At 53.2% G+C, this 18,028-nt stretch carries 18 protein-coding genes and 1 pseudogene; 8 read left to right on the plus strand and 11 right to left on the minus strand.

Annotation, left to right across the window (positions count from 1 at the left end; all coding sequences use genetic code 11):
- Window positions 1-24 precede the first annotated feature (24 nt).
- Window positions 25-1,032, plus strand: coding sequence for an NAD-dependent epimerase (locus CFT65_RS10700; protein ID WP_088828039.1), 1,008 nt, complete (start codon window positions 25-27; stop codon window positions 1,030-1,032).
- 60 nt (window positions 1,033-1,092) lie between these two features.
- Window positions 1,093-1,638: a lipocalin family protein gene (locus tag CFT65_RS10705; protein ID WP_088828040.1), complete on the plus strand. Its 546-nt coding sequence runs from the start codon at window positions 1,093-1,095 to the stop codon at window positions 1,636-1,638.
- A gap of 65 nt (window positions 1,639-1,703) precedes the next feature.
- On the opposite strand, the gene CFT65_RS10710 is transcribed toward CFT65_RS10705, so the two are convergent.
- The 4 genes from CFT65_RS10710 to CFT65_RS10725 all read right to left on the minus strand — a co-directional run bounded on the left by CFT65_RS10710 (window position 1,704) and on the right by CFT65_RS10725 (window position 4,336).
- Window positions 1,704-2,039, minus strand: coding sequence for a hypothetical protein (locus CFT65_RS10710; RefSeq protein WP_088828041.1), 336 nt, complete (start codon window positions 2,037-2,039; stop codon window positions 1,704-1,706).
- Window positions 2,040-2,275: 236 nt separating this feature from the next.
- Window positions 2,276-2,767: a sensor histidine kinase gene (locus CFT65_RS10715; RefSeq protein ID WP_172408456.1), complete on the minus strand. Its 492-nt coding sequence runs from the start codon at window positions 2,765-2,767 to the stop codon at window positions 2,276-2,278.
- Between the two features lie 7 nt (window positions 2,768-2,774).
- Window positions 2,775-3,662: a hypothetical protein gene (locus tag CFT65_RS19030; RefSeq protein ID WP_088828043.1), complete on the minus strand. Its 888-nt coding sequence runs from the start codon at window positions 3,660-3,662 to the stop codon at window positions 2,775-2,777.
- A complete protein-coding gene (locus tag CFT65_RS10725; protein WP_088828044.1) occupies window positions 3,659-4,336 on the minus strand; it encodes a response regulator transcription factor in 678 nt (225 codons plus the stop codon). The genes CFT65_RS19030 and CFT65_RS10725 overlap by 4 nt, the downstream gene beginning before the upstream one ends.
- Before the next feature lie 753 nt (window positions 4,337-5,089).
- Here CFT65_RS10725 and mobI (CFT65_RS19245) point away from each other — a divergent pair.
- Window positions 5,090-5,493 (plus strand): annotated as a pseudogene (gene mobI / locus CFT65_RS19245) (conjugative transfer protein MobI(A/C)).
- Window positions 5,494-6,436: 943 nt separating this feature from the next.
- On the opposite strand, the gene CFT65_RS10735 reads toward mobI (CFT65_RS19245), so the two are convergent.
- Genes CFT65_RS10735 through CFT65_RS10745 form a run of 3 tightly spaced genes read right to left on the minus strand, consistent with a single transcriptional unit; the run spans window position 6,437 to window position 7,996 of the window.
- Window positions 6,437-7,405 (minus strand): type II toxin-antitoxin system HipA family toxin, encoded by a 969-nt coding sequence (locus CFT65_RS10735; protein ID WP_141103809.1) that lies wholly within the window; start codon window positions 7,403-7,405, stop codon window positions 6,437-6,439.
- Window positions 7,383-7,700 (minus strand): HipA N-terminal domain-containing protein, encoded by a 318-nt coding sequence (locus CFT65_RS10740; protein ID WP_088828047.1) that lies wholly within the window; start codon window positions 7,698-7,700, stop codon window positions 7,383-7,385. The genes CFT65_RS10735 and CFT65_RS10740 overlap by 23 nt, the downstream gene beginning before the upstream one ends.
- Window positions 7,697-7,996: a helix-turn-helix domain-containing protein gene (locus CFT65_RS10745; protein WP_088828048.1), complete on the minus strand. Its 300-nt coding sequence runs from the start codon at window positions 7,994-7,996 to the stop codon at window positions 7,697-7,699. The genes CFT65_RS10740 and CFT65_RS10745 overlap by 4 nt, the downstream gene beginning before the upstream one ends.
- 685 nt (window positions 7,997-8,681) lie before the next feature.
- On the opposite strand from CFT65_RS10745, the gene CFT65_RS10755 reads away from it, so the two are divergent.
- Window positions 8,682-9,823 (plus strand): IS3 family transposase gene (locus tag CFT65_RS10755; RefSeq protein ID WP_088828050.1). Its coding sequence is split into 2 segments (ribosomal slippage): window positions 8,682-8,934 and window positions 8,934-9,823, totalling 1,143 coding nucleotides; the frame shifts between segments, so codons are not numbered across the junction.
- Between the two features lie 174 nt (window positions 9,824-9,997).
- Here the strand turns inward: CFT65_RS10755 and CFT65_RS10760 are convergent.
- Window positions 9,998-11,455: a hypothetical protein gene (locus CFT65_RS10760; protein ID WP_088828051.1), complete on the minus strand. Its 1,458-nt coding sequence runs from the start codon at window positions 11,453-11,455 to the stop codon at window positions 9,998-10,000.
- A 1,334-nt stretch (window positions 11,456-12,789) separates the two neighbouring features.
- On the minus strand, window positions 12,790-12,987 hold the full coding sequence (locus CFT65_RS10765) for a hypothetical protein (RefSeq protein ID WP_088828052.1): 198 nt from the start codon (window positions 12,985-12,987) through the stop codon (window positions 12,790-12,792).
- Window positions 12,988-13,184: 197 nt separating this feature from the next.
- Between CFT65_RS10765 and CFT65_RS10770 the strand changes: the two genes are divergently transcribed.
- A protein-coding gene (locus CFT65_RS10770) for an IS3 family transposase (protein ID WP_088826071.1) occupies window positions 13,185-14,392 on the plus strand; the annotation gives its coding sequence in 2 pieces (ribosomal slippage) (window positions 13,185-13,512 and window positions 13,512-14,392; 1,209 coding nt in all).
- Between the two features lie 13 nt (window positions 14,393-14,405).
- Here CFT65_RS10770 and CFT65_RS10775 read toward each other — a convergent pair.
- Window positions 14,406-14,642 (minus strand): hypothetical protein, encoded by a 237-nt coding sequence (locus CFT65_RS10775; RefSeq protein WP_088828053.1) that lies wholly within the window; start codon window positions 14,640-14,642, stop codon window positions 14,406-14,408.
- Between the two features lie 355 nt (window positions 14,643-14,997).
- On the opposite strand from CFT65_RS10775, the gene CFT65_RS18945 reads away from it, so the two are divergent.
- The 3 genes from CFT65_RS18945 (at window position 14,998) to CFT65_RS10785 (ending at window position 16,273) form a co-directional block, all read left to right on the plus strand.
- Window positions 14,998-15,357 carry a hypothetical protein gene (locus tag CFT65_RS18945; RefSeq protein WP_141103810.1) on the plus strand — a complete coding sequence of 120 codons (360 nt, stop codon included), beginning with the start codon at window positions 14,998-15,000 and terminating at the stop codon, window positions 15,355-15,357.
- A gap of 572 nt (window positions 15,358-15,929) precedes the next feature.
- Window positions 15,930-16,088, plus strand: a complete 159-nt coding sequence (locus CFT65_RS19250) for a hypothetical protein (RefSeq protein WP_228705840.1) — start codon at window positions 15,930-15,932, stop codon at window positions 16,086-16,088.
- Complete coding sequence (locus tag CFT65_RS10785; protein WP_267283780.1) at window positions 16,046-16,273, plus strand: transposase; 228 nt, start codon at window positions 16,046-16,048, stop codon at window positions 16,271-16,273. The genes CFT65_RS19250 and CFT65_RS10785 overlap by 43 nt, the downstream gene beginning before the upstream one ends.
- A gap of 660 nt (window positions 16,274-16,933) precedes the next feature.
- Here CFT65_RS10785 and mobI (CFT65_RS10790) read toward each other — a convergent pair.
- Window positions 16,934-17,488: a conjugative transfer protein MobI(A/C) gene (gene mobI, locus CFT65_RS10790; RefSeq protein WP_141103811.1), complete on the minus strand. Its 555-nt coding sequence runs from the start codon at window positions 17,486-17,488 to the stop codon at window positions 16,934-16,936.
- Window positions 17,489-18,028: the final 540 nt, after the last annotated feature.

The raw sequence follows: 18,028 nt of genomic DNA on the forward strand, positions 1-18,028 counted from the left end.
GGCATTCTTTCCAGGGAGAGAAACGTGAAGATTCTTGTTACCGGTACAGCCGGTTTTATTGGCTCACATTTGGCTCATCGCCTGCTTGATCGGGGCGATGAAGTTATTGGCGTTGATAACGTCAACGATTATTACGATGTGAGCCTGAAGGAAGCCCGGCTGAAACGTCTGACCGACAAGGCAGGCTTCACGGAGGTCCGTGAGGATGTGGCTGACCGGGCCGCCATGGAAGCGCTTTTCGCCGACCACAAACCGGAGCGGGTAGTGCATCTGGCGGCTCAGGCCGGTGTCCGGTATTCCATCGAGAATCCTCACGCCTACGTGGACGCCAACCTCGTTGGTTTCATGAACATCCTTGAAGGCTGCCGGCACAACAAGGTAAAGCACCTCGTTTATGCCTCCAGCAGCTCAGTGTACGGTGCTAACGAGACCATGCCGTTCTCGGTGCACGACAACGTGGATCATCCTCTGAGTCTCTATGCAGCCTCCAAGAAGGCCAACGAGCTCATGGCCCACACGTACAGCCATCTGTACAACCTGCCGACCACAGGGCTGCGGTTCTTTACCGTCTATGGGCCGTGGGGCCGGCCGGATATGGCGCTGTTTATCTTTACCAAAAAGATCCTCGCCGGCGAGCCGATCGACGTCTTCAACCATGGCCACCATCGCCGGGATTTCACCTACATTGATGATATCGTGGAAGGCGTGATCCGGACTCTCGACCATGTCGCTGAGCCTAACGATGCGTGGAGTGGTGAAACGCCAGACCCGGGCACCAGCAAGGCGCCTTACCGGCTGTACAACATTGGCAGCAACAACCCGGTAGAACTGTCCCGCTTTATCGAAATTATCGAGGAGCGGGTGGGCAAGAAGGCCGAAAAAAACCTGCTTCCGTTGCAGCCGGGCGACGTTCCGGCCACCTATGCCAATGTCGATGCTCTGATTGACGATGTAGGCTACAAGCCGGCTACCCCCGTAGAAGAAGGCATTGCCAGATTCGTGGACTGGTATCGAGACTTCTACAACGTATAAACAAGGGCCAGCAACTGCTGGCCCTTCTCGTATCTGGCACTCAAAAATGGAGCGTTAGCAATGATGGTAGTGTTAAAAAAATGGTTCCTGATTGCCGGGTTTATTGGCCTGGCGGGCTGCACCGGCCTTCCGGACGACATTGAGCCAGTCACCGGTTTTGAGAGTGACCGCTACCTGGGTACCTGGTATGAAATCGCCCGTCTGGACCATTCCTTTGAGCGAGGCCTGAGCAATGTGCGCGCCGAATACAACCGAAACGACGACGGCAGTATCGAGGTGATCAACCGCGGTTATAACGTCGAAAAAGGAAAATGGGAGGAGGCTGACGGCCGAGCGGTGTTTGTGGAGGATGAAAACACGGGCCACCTGAAGGTGTCTTTCTTCGGGCCCTTTTATGCGTCTTACGTAGTCTTCGAGCTCGACAAGGAAGAATACTCCTACGCTTATGTAACCGGATACAACCGTGATTATCTGTGGTTTCTCTCGCGCAGCCCGGAGGTCAGCGAGGAGGCAATCGAAGTGTTCAAGGATCGGGCCAGGGCAGAGGGCTTTGATCTGGAAGAGTTGATTCTTGTGGAGCAGGAGAAAAGCAGCCCAGAGAATTGAATGCCCGCTTGTGCGGGCATCGTGATTCAAGGGCAGGTTGTTCCTAAACAGTCGCTAACCATTGCTCAGTCGTACCTGTGTGAGAACTCCACATCGGTGCCGTCCTCCCGCGTCAGCATTCGGGCATAGATCTCACGGGAACCAATGCCATCGTCGACAAAGCCTTGCACGCGCACGCGCTCTCCGGCGTTCACAGGTACCCAGTTGGGCCCCACATACACCCCCACTGACCCGGTATCATCAGCAAGCCTGAATTCATCCTCGTCAAGAATTCTCTCGACAATACCCTCAACCGAAACCATAGTACCCCGCTGCAGGTCGGCCAGCGGTGTCATGGGTTCAGCTTTGACGGAAGAAACAGAAACAAAAGCCACCATCACTGCCAATGCAAACATTTTCATAGGATCACCTTTTTCACTCAAACCCAATAAAGACTCTCGCTTGATTGTGCAGGTAAGCGGATCAGTCGAACGCCAAGATCAACAGAACAAGAAAACCACACCACTGATGACCAGCCATTTTCTGGTGACACAGATTTCGATTTCCTCGGCTAACCAGTCGCCGGTCTGTTTGAGATTCAGTTTTCTGACGTCTTTCATAGAATGCTCCTTTTGCTGATAGAGACCCTGTTTGTGTCTCAAAGCAAGATTACCGCCCGAACCTGACGGTAGCCTGACGGGGAGCGAATATTCAGGCAGAGAGGTAGGAAAGGGAAAACCGGGCATCGCCGGACTCGCGGTTTGCCGCTGTAACTGCCCCGCCTTGTGCTCGCTGGAGCCCGGCAACGATCGCCAGACCAAGGCCCGCGCCCCGGGGGCGCTCCCTCTCCGCGCCAGAAGAGTTCAAACATTCTGGCCATCGCGGTCGACGACAGTCCCGGCCCTTGATCACACACAGTGATGGTGCTGTCCGGGCTGACGGCTATGTCTACCTCGCCATGCCCGCCATGGAGAATGGCGTTTTCGATCAGGTTGGTGAGGGCCAGTTCAACGGCGTCAGGGTCGGCCCGGGCAACCACGGGGGCAGTGGACAGTGACAGGGTAACGCCGTGCTCATAGGCAAAAGGCGCCAGGGCTGCGGTTACCTTGCTGGCGATGTTTTCTAGATTGGCCCGGCAGGTATCCGGCACGGTGAGCTCATCGGCTCTGGCACAGGCCAATAGCTGGTTGACGGTTCGTGACAGGTGGGTCAGATCGGACCGTAACTGGTCCGGTCCTGACCCGGCAGGAACTGCATCCAGCCGGGCAAACAGGACCGAAACGGGCGTTCTCAGGGCATGTGCAGCTTCCGCAGTCCGCCGCTTTTCTGAAGCCAGGGGCCTCGTTCAGGCGCTCCAGGGAGCGGTGGGTTGCGGTCACAAGATCAACGATTTCCCGGGGGAACGCCTGGCCCTGCAACGGCGGAGAAGGGGTGCCGGGCTTTATGCTGCGCGCCCAACGGGCGGCGTCGACCAAGGGTCTGATGCCGCGGCGGATCATCAGGGCGTTCACCGCTATCAGGATGAGTGCCGTCGGTAGAATCGGCAGCCAGATGTGTGTGACGAACTCGGCAACCAATGCCTGCCTTAAAAGGCCAGCGGGATCGCCGGCCATCACAAAAACAAGCCGAAGATTTTCGTCGCCCGCACGGGCGTTATGGGAGACAACCAGCAAACTGCCTTGAGCAGTTTCCTGTCTGGTAAGCCAGTCTTGGGCGAAGGTGCCAGTATCAAGGGCCTCCGTGGGAATGAGCTCTCCGTTTTCGGAGTCCAGAACCGTATTATCGGGTTGGATAACGGCGAAAGCATAGTCCTGCGGGTTATCTTCAAAGAGTGCTCTTGTTTGAGAATCGATGCGTTCAGCCCCGCTGCCAAGGTCAGTCTCAAGCTGTTCCATGACATGTTCGATGACTTCGCCTTCCAGCGCCTGCCTGTCCGACCCATAATAGATACCGACGGCCACGGCATTTACAACCAGTACCACAACGGCAATCCAGACGAGCCGCCCGGTCAGCATACTGGCCAACGGCATCGGATTATCGCTCATTCGTGAGCCTCTTTGACCAGCATCCAGCCAACACCTCGCACGGTTACAATGCAGGCCCGACTCCCGGCAGATGCGAGTGCTCGCCTTAACCGGGAGACGGCCGCCTCCAGGGCATTGGGGGTAACTTCGTCGTCGATTGCGTAAATGGCATCCTCGAGCACCCGACGTGGTGACACTCGACCACCGGAGCGCAACAGTTGCTCAAGTACACCCAGCTCACGGCGCCCGAGTATCACCGGCGTATCATCAATCGTCACGGAGCGGGAGACAGTGTCCATACTGATGGGTCCGAACGAGAGCAGGGCATCAGACCGCTCCCCCGGTCTGCGCAGTACCGCACGGCACCGGGCCAGAAGCTCGGGCATTTCAACGGGCTTCACAATGTAGTCATCGGCGCCGCCATCAAGGCCGGCGAGACGGTCTTCGAGCTGATCCCTGGCAGTCAGGATAATGACCGGCGTCCTGCCATCGTTCCATAACGCAGGCAAGACGGCCAGGCCATCGTTGTCCGGCAATCCCAGATCCAGAAGGACCAGGGCGTAGGGCGCCTGCTTCCCCAATGCAGTTACCTGCCCTGCGGAGTTGGCATGATCGACCGAAAAGCCCGCCCGGCAAAGGGCATCCTTGACGGCTTCGGCGAGAGGCGGGTGGTCCTCAACCAGGAGAATACGCACAGTCGTGTTCGAATCTTCCTTTGTAGGTAAAAGCTATCAGGCCGGAATACCGTGATTTTTTCAAGCTGCGGGTGAGCAAAGTTAGGGGATGCTACTCAGGCAAAAAAAGCCTGACTATCTGTAAAGATCCCTGTTTTAGTTGCTTCGCTGATTAGAGTTTCCCGCCCGTTGTTGTTTGGTCCTCGCACTACACCACCAGCTGACCTTGGGTTTCAGAAATGCAAGTCCTAGAGGGCTGCGAAAAACGACACCAAACTGCGTCATTTTTTCCTGAAGCGATATCAGGAGAACGCCAAGTGGCGTTGAAGGTGCTAAATCAACCTCAACCAGAGATGTGAAGAACGCTAAACGGCGTCGTCTAGGCAAGCCGTTACAACCAAAGGGAGCCGGCAACAGCCCAACATACACGTCATGAATAAAGGAACGGTTTACAAAACTTGTACGAGACGAAAAACGCCCCTTCAACGTCCAACATACATTCCTCGTGCAAAGAGTATGTTCAATGTGTGTAAGGAACAGGTAAAACCGCCACATTCGTCCAAAAAACACCGCTTCTTCAAAGTTCTCTGTTCGAGAACTGTCATAAACTGCTCCGCACCAGAGAGCTGCGTTGTGAACAATACACAGCAAAAGCAAAGAGATATCTATGTGGGAAAGGGGTGTAAGGAAATGGGCTTTAATCCGAATTGGTTTGAGCAAATGGAGCAAATCCTCGAAGAACAGGAGGCACTAATTAAACTGGAAGCACAGACAATGGTGGACAACTTCTGGGCGCAAACTAAGGAGCGAAAGCGGGCGGGAGAGTGCGAGTGTCGCCTTGGGGTAAGGATCATAGACCGAGAAGGCTACAAGATCCAGATCGTCTGGTATTGGAAGCGGTGGTTTGGACCGAAGGATGAAAAGGAGCCGTTTAGTAAAGCAATCCCAAAGGTCGGAACCGTAACAAGTACCCTATGCAACGGTTTTGGGGCTTCGCGAAATGGGAGCAGGAGCTTGCCGAAATGTTCGAAGATGACTTCGCGCGGTTGCGAGAAGCGAGCGGTGCGATAGCGGATCAACGTAAAGCGATGAAGTGGGGAAAGAAGGTTTATGGGGCGATGGACTATATCGAGACCGCAGTGTCTGAGATGGCTGAGCCGGAGCTCTCAGAGGCGTGAGGGGCCTCGGTATGGTTAGATTGGCGTTTGAAGTGTCCGACCAAAGAAAACGGAATTGCTGAGTGGTTCAAGTTCAGCTGTTTCGCGCGGCCTCTCGCTGTTCTGCAAAGTACCTAAGGTCATCAACGCTAATCGGGCAAGACGGTTCGTCAGGCCAAAACTTTCCGGTATCTTGGAATTGCTTGTCAGGGGCGCTTCTTCAGGTGAAGCGCCGGTCTCCTGTAAATGGTAGTGATAGGCAGACATGGCCGCCGAGTGACGCAGGCCCTCCAAGATTTGTTAATCTGTCACTGTTGCTAGCGGCCACGTTACGACGACAATGCGTCGTTGGTACCCAGAGCCCTCATTTTACTGAAATCCGAGATCGAAGCTCCAGCGAGGAATGCCGGTGACTTTCGACGCTCTGCCATAGCCCATAAGGTTTACTGCTCTCATCCAGGTCTTCAGTAATGGATTCTCGGCAGGTTCTCTGTTTCAGCTGGCGGACCTCGGAAATCAGGTACGCCCACGCTTCAGCTAAAGCCTTGTTCAAATCACCCCGACATTCGTCGTCAGTAATGAGATCCATAAACACATTATGAGCATGGAAGCCCCAGATTGGCCTATGGCCTCGGGTCCGGTATAACTCCTTTGGGAAGTATAGTGTCCGCCCCTTTACTTCCCGCCTCAGAAACCGGAGGGAAAACCATCCAGGTCAGCCATTTTATGCGGGTTTGCCTGGTCATGATATTGCAGCGAGGCAGCGAGTTTGGCGGGATGTCCGGCAGTGGTGCGAACGAGAGGGTATCATGGTCCAGCCATGAACGAATCCATGATTTCGTCGATATCAGGTTGCTCCAGGATGTCCATGGGTACGTCTCCATGTCGATTGATTTCTGTCGTATGGGCGCCCTGGGAGTGCAGCCGGTTATATCCATTCGTTCATTCGTCATTGAGCATCGGGTTATTCCAGATGTTTCAAAAATTGCAGTCGGGTGTTCAGCAGATCCAGATAGTCTTCTTGCCTCTCAGGGTCCATAAAGGAGTTCGTGATGATATGGAGAGCCTCGATCTCAATGTTTTTGACAAGCTTCTCGATTCGTTTTGTGCAAGCCGTCCCAAGAAGCCCAGCCTTAATTCCGAGCTCAATGAAGTCACACCCTGCGTAAAAACCGTTTCCCATGGTTTCGTAGTATGAGGGTTGCCCAGAAGACAAAAAACGCAGCGCCATCGGATTCTCCGACTTACCGCTGTAAAGGGTCGATGCCAGAACGTCGTAACAAGGGGTCAGTTTGAACGCTGGATGGTAGAGGAAGCTGATGTTCTTGAGGTGGTGATCGTCATTACCTACGGCGTAACTGAACACAAGCCGCATCAGAAGTTCCATAGCGACTGCCAGACCTGCATGCTTGACGACCAGTTCCAACACCTCCTGGTAACTCGCCGCAGTATACTTATGCCCATAATCGCGGTTCGAAATCCCCAGGGCTTGCATTACGTCCTCTTGATGGACCTTTGACCCATCCCCGAAGATTCGATCATATCGCTGAATGATGAACACCAAGTGCTCGTCCTGGAGCCTTAAAAGCCCGCAGGGCGGGACCTCAAAGCCCACTCGTTTCATTAGTGTGAGCGTTGTATGTTCATTTTCAGCAACATTGGGATATACCTCCGGCGATGGCTTCATGATGTACTGTCCACCGCTGTCGACCAGCTTCAGTTTCCCTTCCTCTATGGCCATCTGACACTTCATCTGCACACCACTGATTGAAAAGCCTTGCGTCTGTTTGGGCATGGCTTTTACCAGCTCAGATCGGCTTTCAGGGACATTCAAATCGATCTTTTTGTCCCCGAAAAGGCGTTCAAGGCATTTCGGGTGGTAACCCGGCTCGCCGTTCCTCGCCAGTGCTTTAAGACATATCAAGCAGTTCAATGGTCACAGCTCCTGGTAAATCGTCCCCGTTATGTACCAACAGGGCAAATTCGTCATCTGGATCGATATGTTGTTCTCGGGCTTGTACTTGTTTCAGCCATCCCTCGCTTACAAGACCACTGAAGTAGGGGGGCAACCCCTCATATTCAAATGTTTCAGATCGCAGCGGCAAGCTTTTGCTCAGAGGAGGCTGACGAAATCTGAGGTAGTCATTGTCGTACTGGAATCGGACGGTTGTACCCTCTCGTTCCAGGAGTCCGGCCAGGCGGCCATGCATTCGAACTAATGCTTTCATTTCAGCTCAATCCAAACTTTGAAATTAAGAACCTGACCAACTGTTTTGAGCGTCTGAATGGTTGGGTTGCCTGTCCCGCCTTCCATCGCTCTATAAGTGTTCGGCGACAACCCGCCCAGCTCACTGACATCATTCGGGGTCAGATCCAGATCTTCTCTTCGAGCCTTCAGCACATCCGCTAGATCGGCCAGTGGCCGCAGGTCCGGCTCAGTCGATGCCTCGATGGTATTGGCTAGTGTTTGAAGGCGCTCGATCTCTTCGTTTACCGCAGCGACCAGGCTTGCTTTCGTATTCATGGTACAAAGTGCCTTACAATGTATTGAGCTATAGTGAGATAATATTAAATATGTTTCACTATAATGCGTTAAATGCTGCTTTAGGTCAATTTATTCATATATGAATCCATATAATCCGTTTTGCATTCACTTTGCTGCACATAAATCCACATCTACACACAACTGCACACTCTTTTTTCAACTGTGGACCAAGCACTTAAACGCCACTGGTGGAAGTTATGAAGATATTTGTAGAAGGCTGACAGACTCTGCCAGCCAAGCTGAGGGGTCAGGAGCAGAGATGAGCGAATTTATTTTTGAGGTTTTCCAGCTCGGCCTCACGGAGGAGATCGGCTTTTTGTGCTCGGTACAGTAAGCCGAAGGACTCTCGCATTTCGCGACGCAGATCGGTAACGTGTTCTTCAGTGAGCGGTGTTTCATCGAACCGCTTACCCTGTTCAAGCTCTAGGCCAAGGGCTTTTATATGGCGTTTGATAGAGTCCGGCCCCCACTTGACCAAACCGTGCTCATCGATAAAGCCGTCCGGCCCGGTGGACGCATAGATCCCCAGGACGAAGCCCAGCAGGCTGATTGAGTACAGGATTTTGTTCTTCAGAAATGTCGAAGTTTGACCCTACCCCAGAATTTAGGTCCATTTAAAACTGGAAAATCCGGCATGATAGAGCCTTGAGCAGGAGATCATGCCATGAAGCGATCCCGTTACACCGAAGAGCAGATTGCCTTCGCCCTGAAGCAAGCCGAGCTGGGTACGCCGGTCCCGGAAGTCTGTCGGAAAATGGGCGTCTCGGATGCCACGTTCTACAACTGGCGCAAGAAGTATGGCGGCCTGGGGCCATCCGAGCTGAAGCGACTCAAGCAGCTGGAGGAGGAGAATCATCGCCTTAAGAAGCTGGTAGCGGACCTAAGCCTGGACAAGGCCATGCTTCAGGACGTGGTGGCAAAAAAGCTCTGAGACCGCCTCGTAAACGCCAACTGGTGGCTGACCTACAAAAGCGATATGGGGTCAGCGAACGCCAAGCGTGCGCGGTCTTGCAGTTTTCCAGGGCGTCTAATCGCTATCAATCGGTGGCGAGGGACTCGTCGGCGCTGTCGATGAGGATCCGTGAGATCACGCTCACGCGGCTTCACTACGGTTACCGGCGTGTGCACGTCCAGCTGCAACGGGAGGGTTGGCGTGATAATCACAAACGGGTTTACCGGTTATATCGGGACCAGGGGTTGTCACTTCGCCTCAAGCGTCCGAAGCGTAACAAGGCCGCCAAGAACCGACAGCCGCTACAGCAGGCCAACCATCCCAATCACATCTGGGGCATGGATTTTGTCTCAGACGCGCTGTTTGATGGTCGACGTCTGCGTCTCCTGACGATCATTGATCTGTTCACCAGGGAGTGCCTCGGCATTGTGGTTGGGCAGAGCCTGAAGGGCCACGATGTTCAGGAAGCCCTGACGGCGATTGCGCGCTTCCGGGGCAACCCGGAGGTGCTAAAGACCGACAACGGTTCGGAGTTTGCCGGCAAGGTCATGGATCGCTGGGCCTATGAGCGAAACATTGAAATCGACTTCTCACGGCCCGGGAAGCCTACCGACAACGCAACGGTAGAATCGTTCAATGGACGACTCCGGCAGGAATGTCTGAATGAAAATTGGTTCTTGTCACTGGCCGACGCCATGGAGAAAATCGAAGCATGGAGGACTTTCTATAACCAAGTCAGACCCCATTCCGCATTGGAGTGGTGCACGCCCTCGGACTACGCCAGAAAACATGCGGTTTCACGAAGAAAACAGAAGCAACTGGAGCCGGATTTTTCCAACTCTGGGTGGACCTAATTCGGGGTCAGGGTCAAGTTCATGACCCCGGTGGTGATTGCTGGTCCCAGGAAAGGGAGCGTAGAGGTACCTATTAGAAGAGGTCTGCTCTTGATGACTAATGCTGTTGCTCCTTTGTTCTCCTGTGTAGGGCCCCGTGCTGACTAGCACGGGGCATTGATGATTCGAAGGAAATCAGGCGTTTCCACCCCTTCTCCTCTCACGCTCCTGTTCGCGCAGCTGCTTGATAATGGCCTCTTCAATCGTGTCGGGCTCACGGATATCGATCCGGCGACCGTCGGAAAAGCCATCGCGATCCAGCTCAAAGGTGAGCACGTCAGCTGTCTTCACCGCCTCAATGGTCAGATCGAGATAGTTGATGGTCTCATAATCCTTGCGTCGACCATTCTCATTCACGATGAAGTCGGCGACGGTAACCCCACCTTCATAATCACCACTGAAACCACTGAATTCGGCATTTTTGCCTGCCATGGTAATTTCTGGTCCTTTCTCGATGTAGCCAACCAGGTTCTGGTACATACCGTCGATGTATTTGTCAGCTGACTTATCAATGTTGGCCGGGAGCTCGGGGTAAGTTTGTCTCATGACATAACCGCGATGATTCTCGCCCTTATAGTCAGCAATCTGATTGTCCAAGCGCTCCAGATTGTCTTCCAGATAGCTCACCTGCCGTTTGCGCTGGCTGTCGTTGCCAAACTTGCTGCGGGCTTCCGATAAGCGTTCTTTGTAAGCATCCTCAGAGACTTCTACAGCGGCGTAGGCACCGGTACCGTCACTTCCCCAGCCGCCTTTTTCACCCATCTTGGTCTTTGCATTGGGGATGTTGATCAAAGCGGCTTTCGTCGCCTTCACAATCTCACCAGCATAAGGTTCGAAGCGGGAGGCAAGTCGGATGTAGCCACAGGTTTTTTGCTCCCGAAGTAGGTTTACCGAAGTATACCCTCGCTGGCTTGGGCAAGATGAAGGCATTGCGCGGTTTGAGAAGTCGATTTTTCTGTAAGAACGAATCGGGTTCAGGCGCGAGCTAGCCTTTTCCAAGCCATTGGCTTCTGCGATTTCATTCATGGTTGTAAGAGGACGCTCGATCTCAGCATTGTAGGCATCAATCGCATTGTCCAGGGCCTTTTGCGCTGCCTCATATTCAGACTTCGCATCCGCGACATAGGCATCAAACTTTTCTCCGCCCTTGGAGATCTCCTCAATCTTGACTATCAGCTCCGCACGACGTGCCTGCGCCTCGGCGATATCCTCGGCGATTTCCGCTTCAGCCTTCTCAGCAGCCTCAGTTACCGCTGTATCCAGTGCGGACTGAAAGGCATCCAGATCAAAGCCGTTGCGGTCGCCCTCGTATTGGAGTTCAATCTTTGGGACGCCTTCACCTTCTTGATAGGCGTCCCAGGCAATGCTCTCTGCACTTTTCAGGGCAGAGCGATCGTGGCTGTATCGCCTGTAGGCATCCAACGCCCCTTTCTTAATGCCGTAAACATTGCCTTCCACTTCGATGATCTCTGCGAATTCTCGAACCATTTTGGTATCAAGCACCCCGTCACCGGGGTAATCGCTACAACCGACCATGGTTGCGGTAAAGCCCATCAGCAGGGCGGAAAGGCTACTGCGTTTAACATCCAGCATGAAACTTCCTTATGTTGTTTGTGTAACTTGGCCCTTTCGATTCAGAGCCTAATGGAACTCCGCGTTTTGTCTCCTCCGTTTGGTTATTCTGAGGACATTAAGTTGCCATTTTTTAACGGCTTTTTCAGCACTTCCTCAGTCTTTCGTATCTCACAGCGAGAACAGTTCCGCTTTGTTGCCCTGATACGTCCAGTAAAAACTGGATGAAACGGGTTCACCATCCGGGTATTTGACCACGCCGCGATCACCGTCGTTCTCCAATGCATCAATGTGATCTTCAATGCCTACTTGAACAGCGTCACGAGTTTCCAGCGTTCATCCAGCCCACGCTGCTCTCAGGCCAGTTTCTCTTCCCGCAACGGCGGTGCTTTCGCTCTGATGCGCTTTTCATGGTGAAAATCTCCTGTGCCTTTTTCTTAACGTTGCTCCTTTGAGGGCAGCTACGGCTGCTTGAGCTACCCAATGGCAGAGGTTGTCAGCAGCTTGGTCTCAATGATGTCGTCCTTCTCAAGCTGAGCGACGATCTCCTCCGGAATTAGCAAAGCCTCGGATCCCTTGTAGGGGATCATTGGCTCACACAGCCACCACCCGGTCGGTGCTGGCTGCGCCTCTAAGTGCTACTTTTCCAATGGTTTGGGGTGGCTTAATTTCAAAGGTAGCGATAAGCAAGTTGTTGAATGCGGATTGAGGGGGCTCGTGGCCCGTCGGTCGTTAGCAAGTGCTACATTTTGAATGCTTTGGAGCGGATAAATAATTCAGAATGTAGCAGGAAACGGTCAGATGCCTTGAGCTGGGAGGTTTTTCGTTTCTGACCAAGCCCATCGATCGGTCTCAGAGTTGGTCTGGTGCTACATTTTCAATTGCCAATGAAGCCACTCATCAAAACATAGCATTTCACTGTGTGTGGACTCTTAGCGTGGGCTTGTCGAGCTGGCCACCAGCTTCCTGATGCTACGTTTGAAATTGATTTCGCCTAGAATAATCAAAAGAGTAGCATTTTACATGGCCTCCTCTTTGTTCGAAGCTTGCCGTACCTCGCCTAAATGCTACATTTTCAATGTTTTGTGGCAGGTTTGATGTGGTGTTCAGTGGTGAAGACCTATGTGATCTGGCTTCATGCTACATTTCTGATGGTTTTCCGAGTTGTGGGCACCATAAACATAGCAAGAGACCACGCTATGTCTCGGCATTGGGTGCTTGGGTAGCTAATTCCCCTCCCATCCGCTCATGATTCCACCATCAGGTGGCCGAAATAATCAAAAATGTAGCATGACAGATTAAAAACGTAGTTTCTCAGCTCGATTAAGTAGCATCTGCGGCTGACGCGTTGATCGTCAGTTGGAACGGGGTAGAACCCCTTCATTGAGCGTCTTGAAAGAGGACGGTTGGCCAACCACATCCAGATGGGGCATCCGCATCATGATGTGCTTGACGTAGCCGCCACCCGGCAACATTGCGTGTTTCGGGATGTCGAGGTCGAGCAGGCACTCTTTCCTGTAGACCTGAGTGATTTCTTTGTCGTCATTGACCACAACATCGACTATACGCGCTAATCGCGTATTGGCGTTCTGGTTGGGCTACGCCCTTGATTCGCCGGGTTTAGGCGATTTCTGTTGGAGTCAACTCGGCTCACATGTAGTGATCATCAGTGTAGTAGCCCCCATTTAAACCGGACACCTTGGTAGAAGCAAAGGCCTAGGCATAGACCTAGTGCAAAGGAGTGTCCAAGGTGGAGAGAATCGAAGTCATAACCGGAGTGCAACGTCGTCGCCGGTATTCCGCACAGGAGAAGGCATTCATGGTTGCTGAGTGTGAGCGGCCAGGCATGTCAGTGTCGCTTGTAGCGCGACGTCATGGTATATCAGCAAGTCTGTTGTTCCGTTGGAAGAAGCTGATGAAAGACGGTGGCATGTCCGCGATTGAATCCGGTGATGAGGTTGTCAGTGCATCCGAGGTGAAGGCCCTGAACAAAAAGGTTCGGGACCTGGAGCGGATGTTGGGCCGCAAGACGATGGAAGCTGAAATACTCCGGGAAGCTCTGGAGGTGGCTCAGTCAAAAAAGTTGATCTCGCGCATGCCGTTGCTGCCACCGGACGATACCCTCTGAAGCGGGTAGCGGAGGTACTGAAGGTATCGCGCTCCAACCTTCTGGATCGCCTTCACGGCCGCCAGAAAGGTAGATGTCCCAGATACAAAAAACAGGACGATGACCGGCATTTGCCGGTTATCAGAGAGCTGTGTGAAGTCCGTGCGGCCAATGGCTATCGAAGGATTACGGCACGCTTGAATCGGTTGCTTGCAGCCAACGATGAGCGAGTGAACCACAAGCGTGTGTACCGGCTGATGAAGCAGGATGGGCTGTTGTTGCCCCGTTACACGGGCCGGCCTCAGGAGCGTTGTCACAACGGCCAGGTCATTACGTTGAAGCCGGACCTCCGTTGGTGCTCAGACGGCTTCGAGATCCGCTGTTGGAATAAGGAGGTGGTTCGCGTGGCCTTCAGCCTGGACTGCTGTGATCGGGAACTGATGCGCTATGTGGCGACGACCGGGGGAGTCACCGCTGAGATGGTCCAGGACCTGTTGCTGGAAAGCCTGGAATACCGCTTCGGCCAGTCAGAGCATGTTCCACACCCGCTGGAATGGCTGACGGACAATGGCAGCTGCTACATTGCCAAAGAAACGCGAGCGTTCGCATCTTCTCTGGGCTTTGTGGTGTGCACTACGCCTGTGAGAAGCCCGCAGAGCAACGGCATGGCTGAGGCCTTCGTGAAGACGTTCAAAAGGGACTATATTTACCTGAACGATCTTCCCGACGCCGCCTCTGTGATGGCGAAGTTGCCGGAATGGATCGAGGACTATAACCGCAGTCACCCACACAAGGGACTGAAAATGAAATCGCCCTGGGAATACCGGGCGGAACTGGCATCAAATGAATGAGGTGGTGTCTGGTTTAGCGGGGGCAACTACAATCAGGCAGCCGAATGAACGTGGGGTTGGTCACCGAGGCCTGAGCATCGTCAGCCATATCCAGAAGTTCTCGCCAGCCGAGGCCTTCGATGCAGTTTTCCGGGAAGTGGTTGTCGGCCGCGTGCGCCTGAAGGGGGTTGTCCGAGTCGCCGGAATCGAGAGAGGCGACCACCCTGCCAAACCAGTAATGCATGATTTCGAAAGCGGCTTGTTCTAACACATATAGGCTTTAAATCCGGCAGGTGGGGTTCGTCTTATTTGGCTGCGCTGGGTGTTGTAATGGGTATTCTCATCGGGTTTCTGTGGATTCGGTTAAACCGTTCCAGGCATTTTCCAAAACACAACTGTCCCAAGGCGCAAGTATTTCTAATTAGATGCATGATCGACGGAGGAGCCGCCAAATTCAAATCCGTAATGCGCCTACAGAGGCGATATGTGCTTTTCGTCGTCTGTGAGATGCCGTTAACCAGGTCGTTCTGGGATGCCATAAAAATGTGCTGGGAAACTCGCTCTTTCAATTGCGTGGGGCTCCTCAGCGGGGGAAACAGATCGGTGAATTCACCCGGCTTTGTTCCATGATCGATCACCTTCACAAACCTAGCTTTAGACTCCTCGCGGACGATCTTACGCGCAATCGTGTAAGAGAGTTGATCGTGGGTGCTAAGTTGAAACACGACAAAGTCCATGCGGTTACTATCTCCGACGGCTCCGTTGCTCTGATCACGTTTGTGAACGGTGCTTTTCCCGATAAAGAGCACTTTTGTCGCACGGATGCAGACCGCCAGGACGGTTATAAGTCTGGCTTAGTTCTCCCGTTCCTCCGGACTGGAGCCAATATCAACCCATTTTTGCCAGACAGCACCATTTCTGTCGAAGATGAGCGCAATTGGCGGTTGCATTACACAGTTTCCGCAGACTACCCCGGTTGCCCCTGAAATCTGTATTAGCAGGTTATTCGTCTAATCTTTGGTCATCCCGTCCTTTTCCGGAGGCGGGCTTAGATTCTTGGCTGGCGATCTGAAAGCTACAGGTACTGGGTGTGCCCAGCGCTCGGATCAAGGTAGTTGTTTAAAACACCTTCCTCTATCCGCCAGCTCTCAACGCTGTTGGTAGAATGGAGTTACATTCTCAACCACTCATAACCACGGGCAAGCGCATTCCCTTTGGGCCGAGCCATCCGGATTATGACAATTAACTGGATCTGTTCGAGCAGTTCGGACCGGCGCTGGCGGATCTCGGCCAGGCAGGTCTCCTCCAGAAGGCGCCTGCATGCGAGGGTGAAATGTTCCCCTACGACATTACCTGCAAGATCCCGTGCCCTGTGTGCATAGGACAGGGCCCCGATCTGGCCGCTCTTCAGCTGGCCGTCAAGTCACCGGCCCGATGCCGGGATCTCCTACCTGTTGGTGACGGGGATGTTTCTTGTTTGTTGTGTCAGGGCAAAGCGGAAGTAGCCGCCAGGCTCCGGCATGCTGATGGTTTTTGGTGGGAGTGGGAGATGCTTCGTGTGATCAAAGCGGAAAACATCGACCCGGCCCAGCCCAAGGCAAAAGGATCCGAGAATGGGATACACCAAAACTACTTCAACAGGCGCTACGGAAGCTGGCTCGGTACCAACGGCGACTGGCGAAGAAAATCAAAGGAAGCAGCGGCTATCGCCGCCTAAACAGCCGAATCGCTAGGCTTCACAAGCGCATCGCGGATATGCGGGCCAACACGCTGCACCAGCTTACCAACTACCTGTCCAGTCACGTCGCGGAAGTGGTCATTGAGGATTTGAACGTCAAAGGCATGATGGCCAACCATAAGCTGGCCCGGCACTTTGCCGATATCGGAGCCTTCGAGTTCTGACGCCAGATGGTCTACTGGATGAACTAGCGCGGTGGAATGCTGACTGTGGCGGACCGCTGGTGCCCATCGTGCGAGCGGTGTTCTGAATGTGGGAGCCACAAATCGAATCTGATGCTGGCAGATCGTGTCTAACGCTGCCCATCCTGCGGCCAGCATGAATGCCGTGACTTCAACGCCAGCAACAATCTTGAGCATTATAATACGGCTCGTTCAGCCGGAAGTTACGCTGCAGCAGATGGCGGCTCTGCCAAAGCTGCGTAATCAGCTCTGGCAGCCAGCATCAATGAATGCAGCAGTGAGCATAAAGCCTGACGATCAGTTTTTCACAAGTCTTTCAGAACGGGAGATCCATGCATCTCAACAACCAGAGCAATGCAACAACCCGCAGCCGTACCCAATGAATGAACGTTCGATGCTTAACCCAGTAAACAACACCGATACGCTCAGCGTCGTCGGGGAACAGGCCCCGTACCAACCGTCGAGAAAGCTGATACCAACTACCGCCAATCCCGCTTCGCTTTGTGAGTACAGATGCCGACCTTTGACAATACCGGTGATCGCGCCCGGTATATCATTTCCGACCTTGTGCACCGTTCATCTCTATGACTTTCTTTGCATGTCTGTCTGACTGTTCCACGTTGTCATGCTTTTGGGAAAGGCTCAGATACCCCAGGCCTCTTCGAGTTCTGGTTCGCCCATATCAACGAGCGCGGTCTCGGTATAACCCAACGCCCCATAGGCTTTCTTTGCCCGATCCATCGCCTTGCGTTGATCCGCAACGGCACCGCTCGCTTCCCGCAGCAGCGCAAAGTCGTCTTCGAACATTTCAACCAACTCCTGCTCCCAGTCCGTGAAGCCGGAGAAGCGCTGCATTGGGTACTTGTTACGATTCCGGCCCTTCGGGATCGCTTTACCGAATAGCTTCTTATCGTCCTTCGGTCCAAACCACTGCTTCCGATACCAGACGATCTGGATCTTGTAGCCTTCTCGGTCTATGATCCGCACCCCAAGGCGACCCTGGCTCTCTCCCGCCAGCTTTCGCTCCGTAATTTGCGCCCAGAAGTTGTCCACCATTGTTTGTGCTTCCAGTGTAATCAGTGCCTCCTGTTCTTCGAGGATTTGCTCCATTTGCTCAAACCAATTCGGATTAAAGCCCATTTCCGTACACCTCTTTTCCACATAGATATCTCTTTGCTTTTGCTGTGTATTGTTCACAACGCAGCTCGCTGATGCGGAGCAGTTTATGACAGCTCTCGAACACAGAACTCTGAAGAGGCGGTGTTTTTTTTGACGAATGGGGCGGCTTTACCTGTTCATTACACATCTTGAACAAGTACTTTGTAAGAGGACTGTATGTTGGACGTTGAAGGGGTGTTTTTCGTCTCTTACACGTTTTGTTCATTATCCCTTTGTTCATGACGTGTATGTTGGGCTATTGTCGGCTCGCTGGCTCAACCTCTCGAATAGGCTTTTCACACGTGTAAGTGAACTGGTTGTTTTGAGCCTTTGAAAAGAGTCCAGTTGTCTTCAACAGTCGGTAAGTCTCTCGTTGAGTATTTTCAGGTAGGGATTGTCGAAACTATCTTCTTCTCCACGATCAATATCGTGCAACCTGGTGAGAGTGGGGCTCGACGCCCTTTGGTGTTTCTGGTTGCCTTTGGTTGTGCCGGCTTGCCTAGACGACGCCGTTTGGCGTTCTTCAGACCTCAGGTTGAGTTTGATTCAATGCCTTCAACGCCACTTGGCGTTCTCGGG

The sequence above is a fragment of the Marinobacter sp. es.048 genome (genome assembly GCF_900188435.1).
In the GTDB taxonomy this organism is placed as follows: Bacteria; Pseudomonadota; Gammaproteobacteria; order Pseudomonadales; family Oleiphilaceae; genus Marinobacter.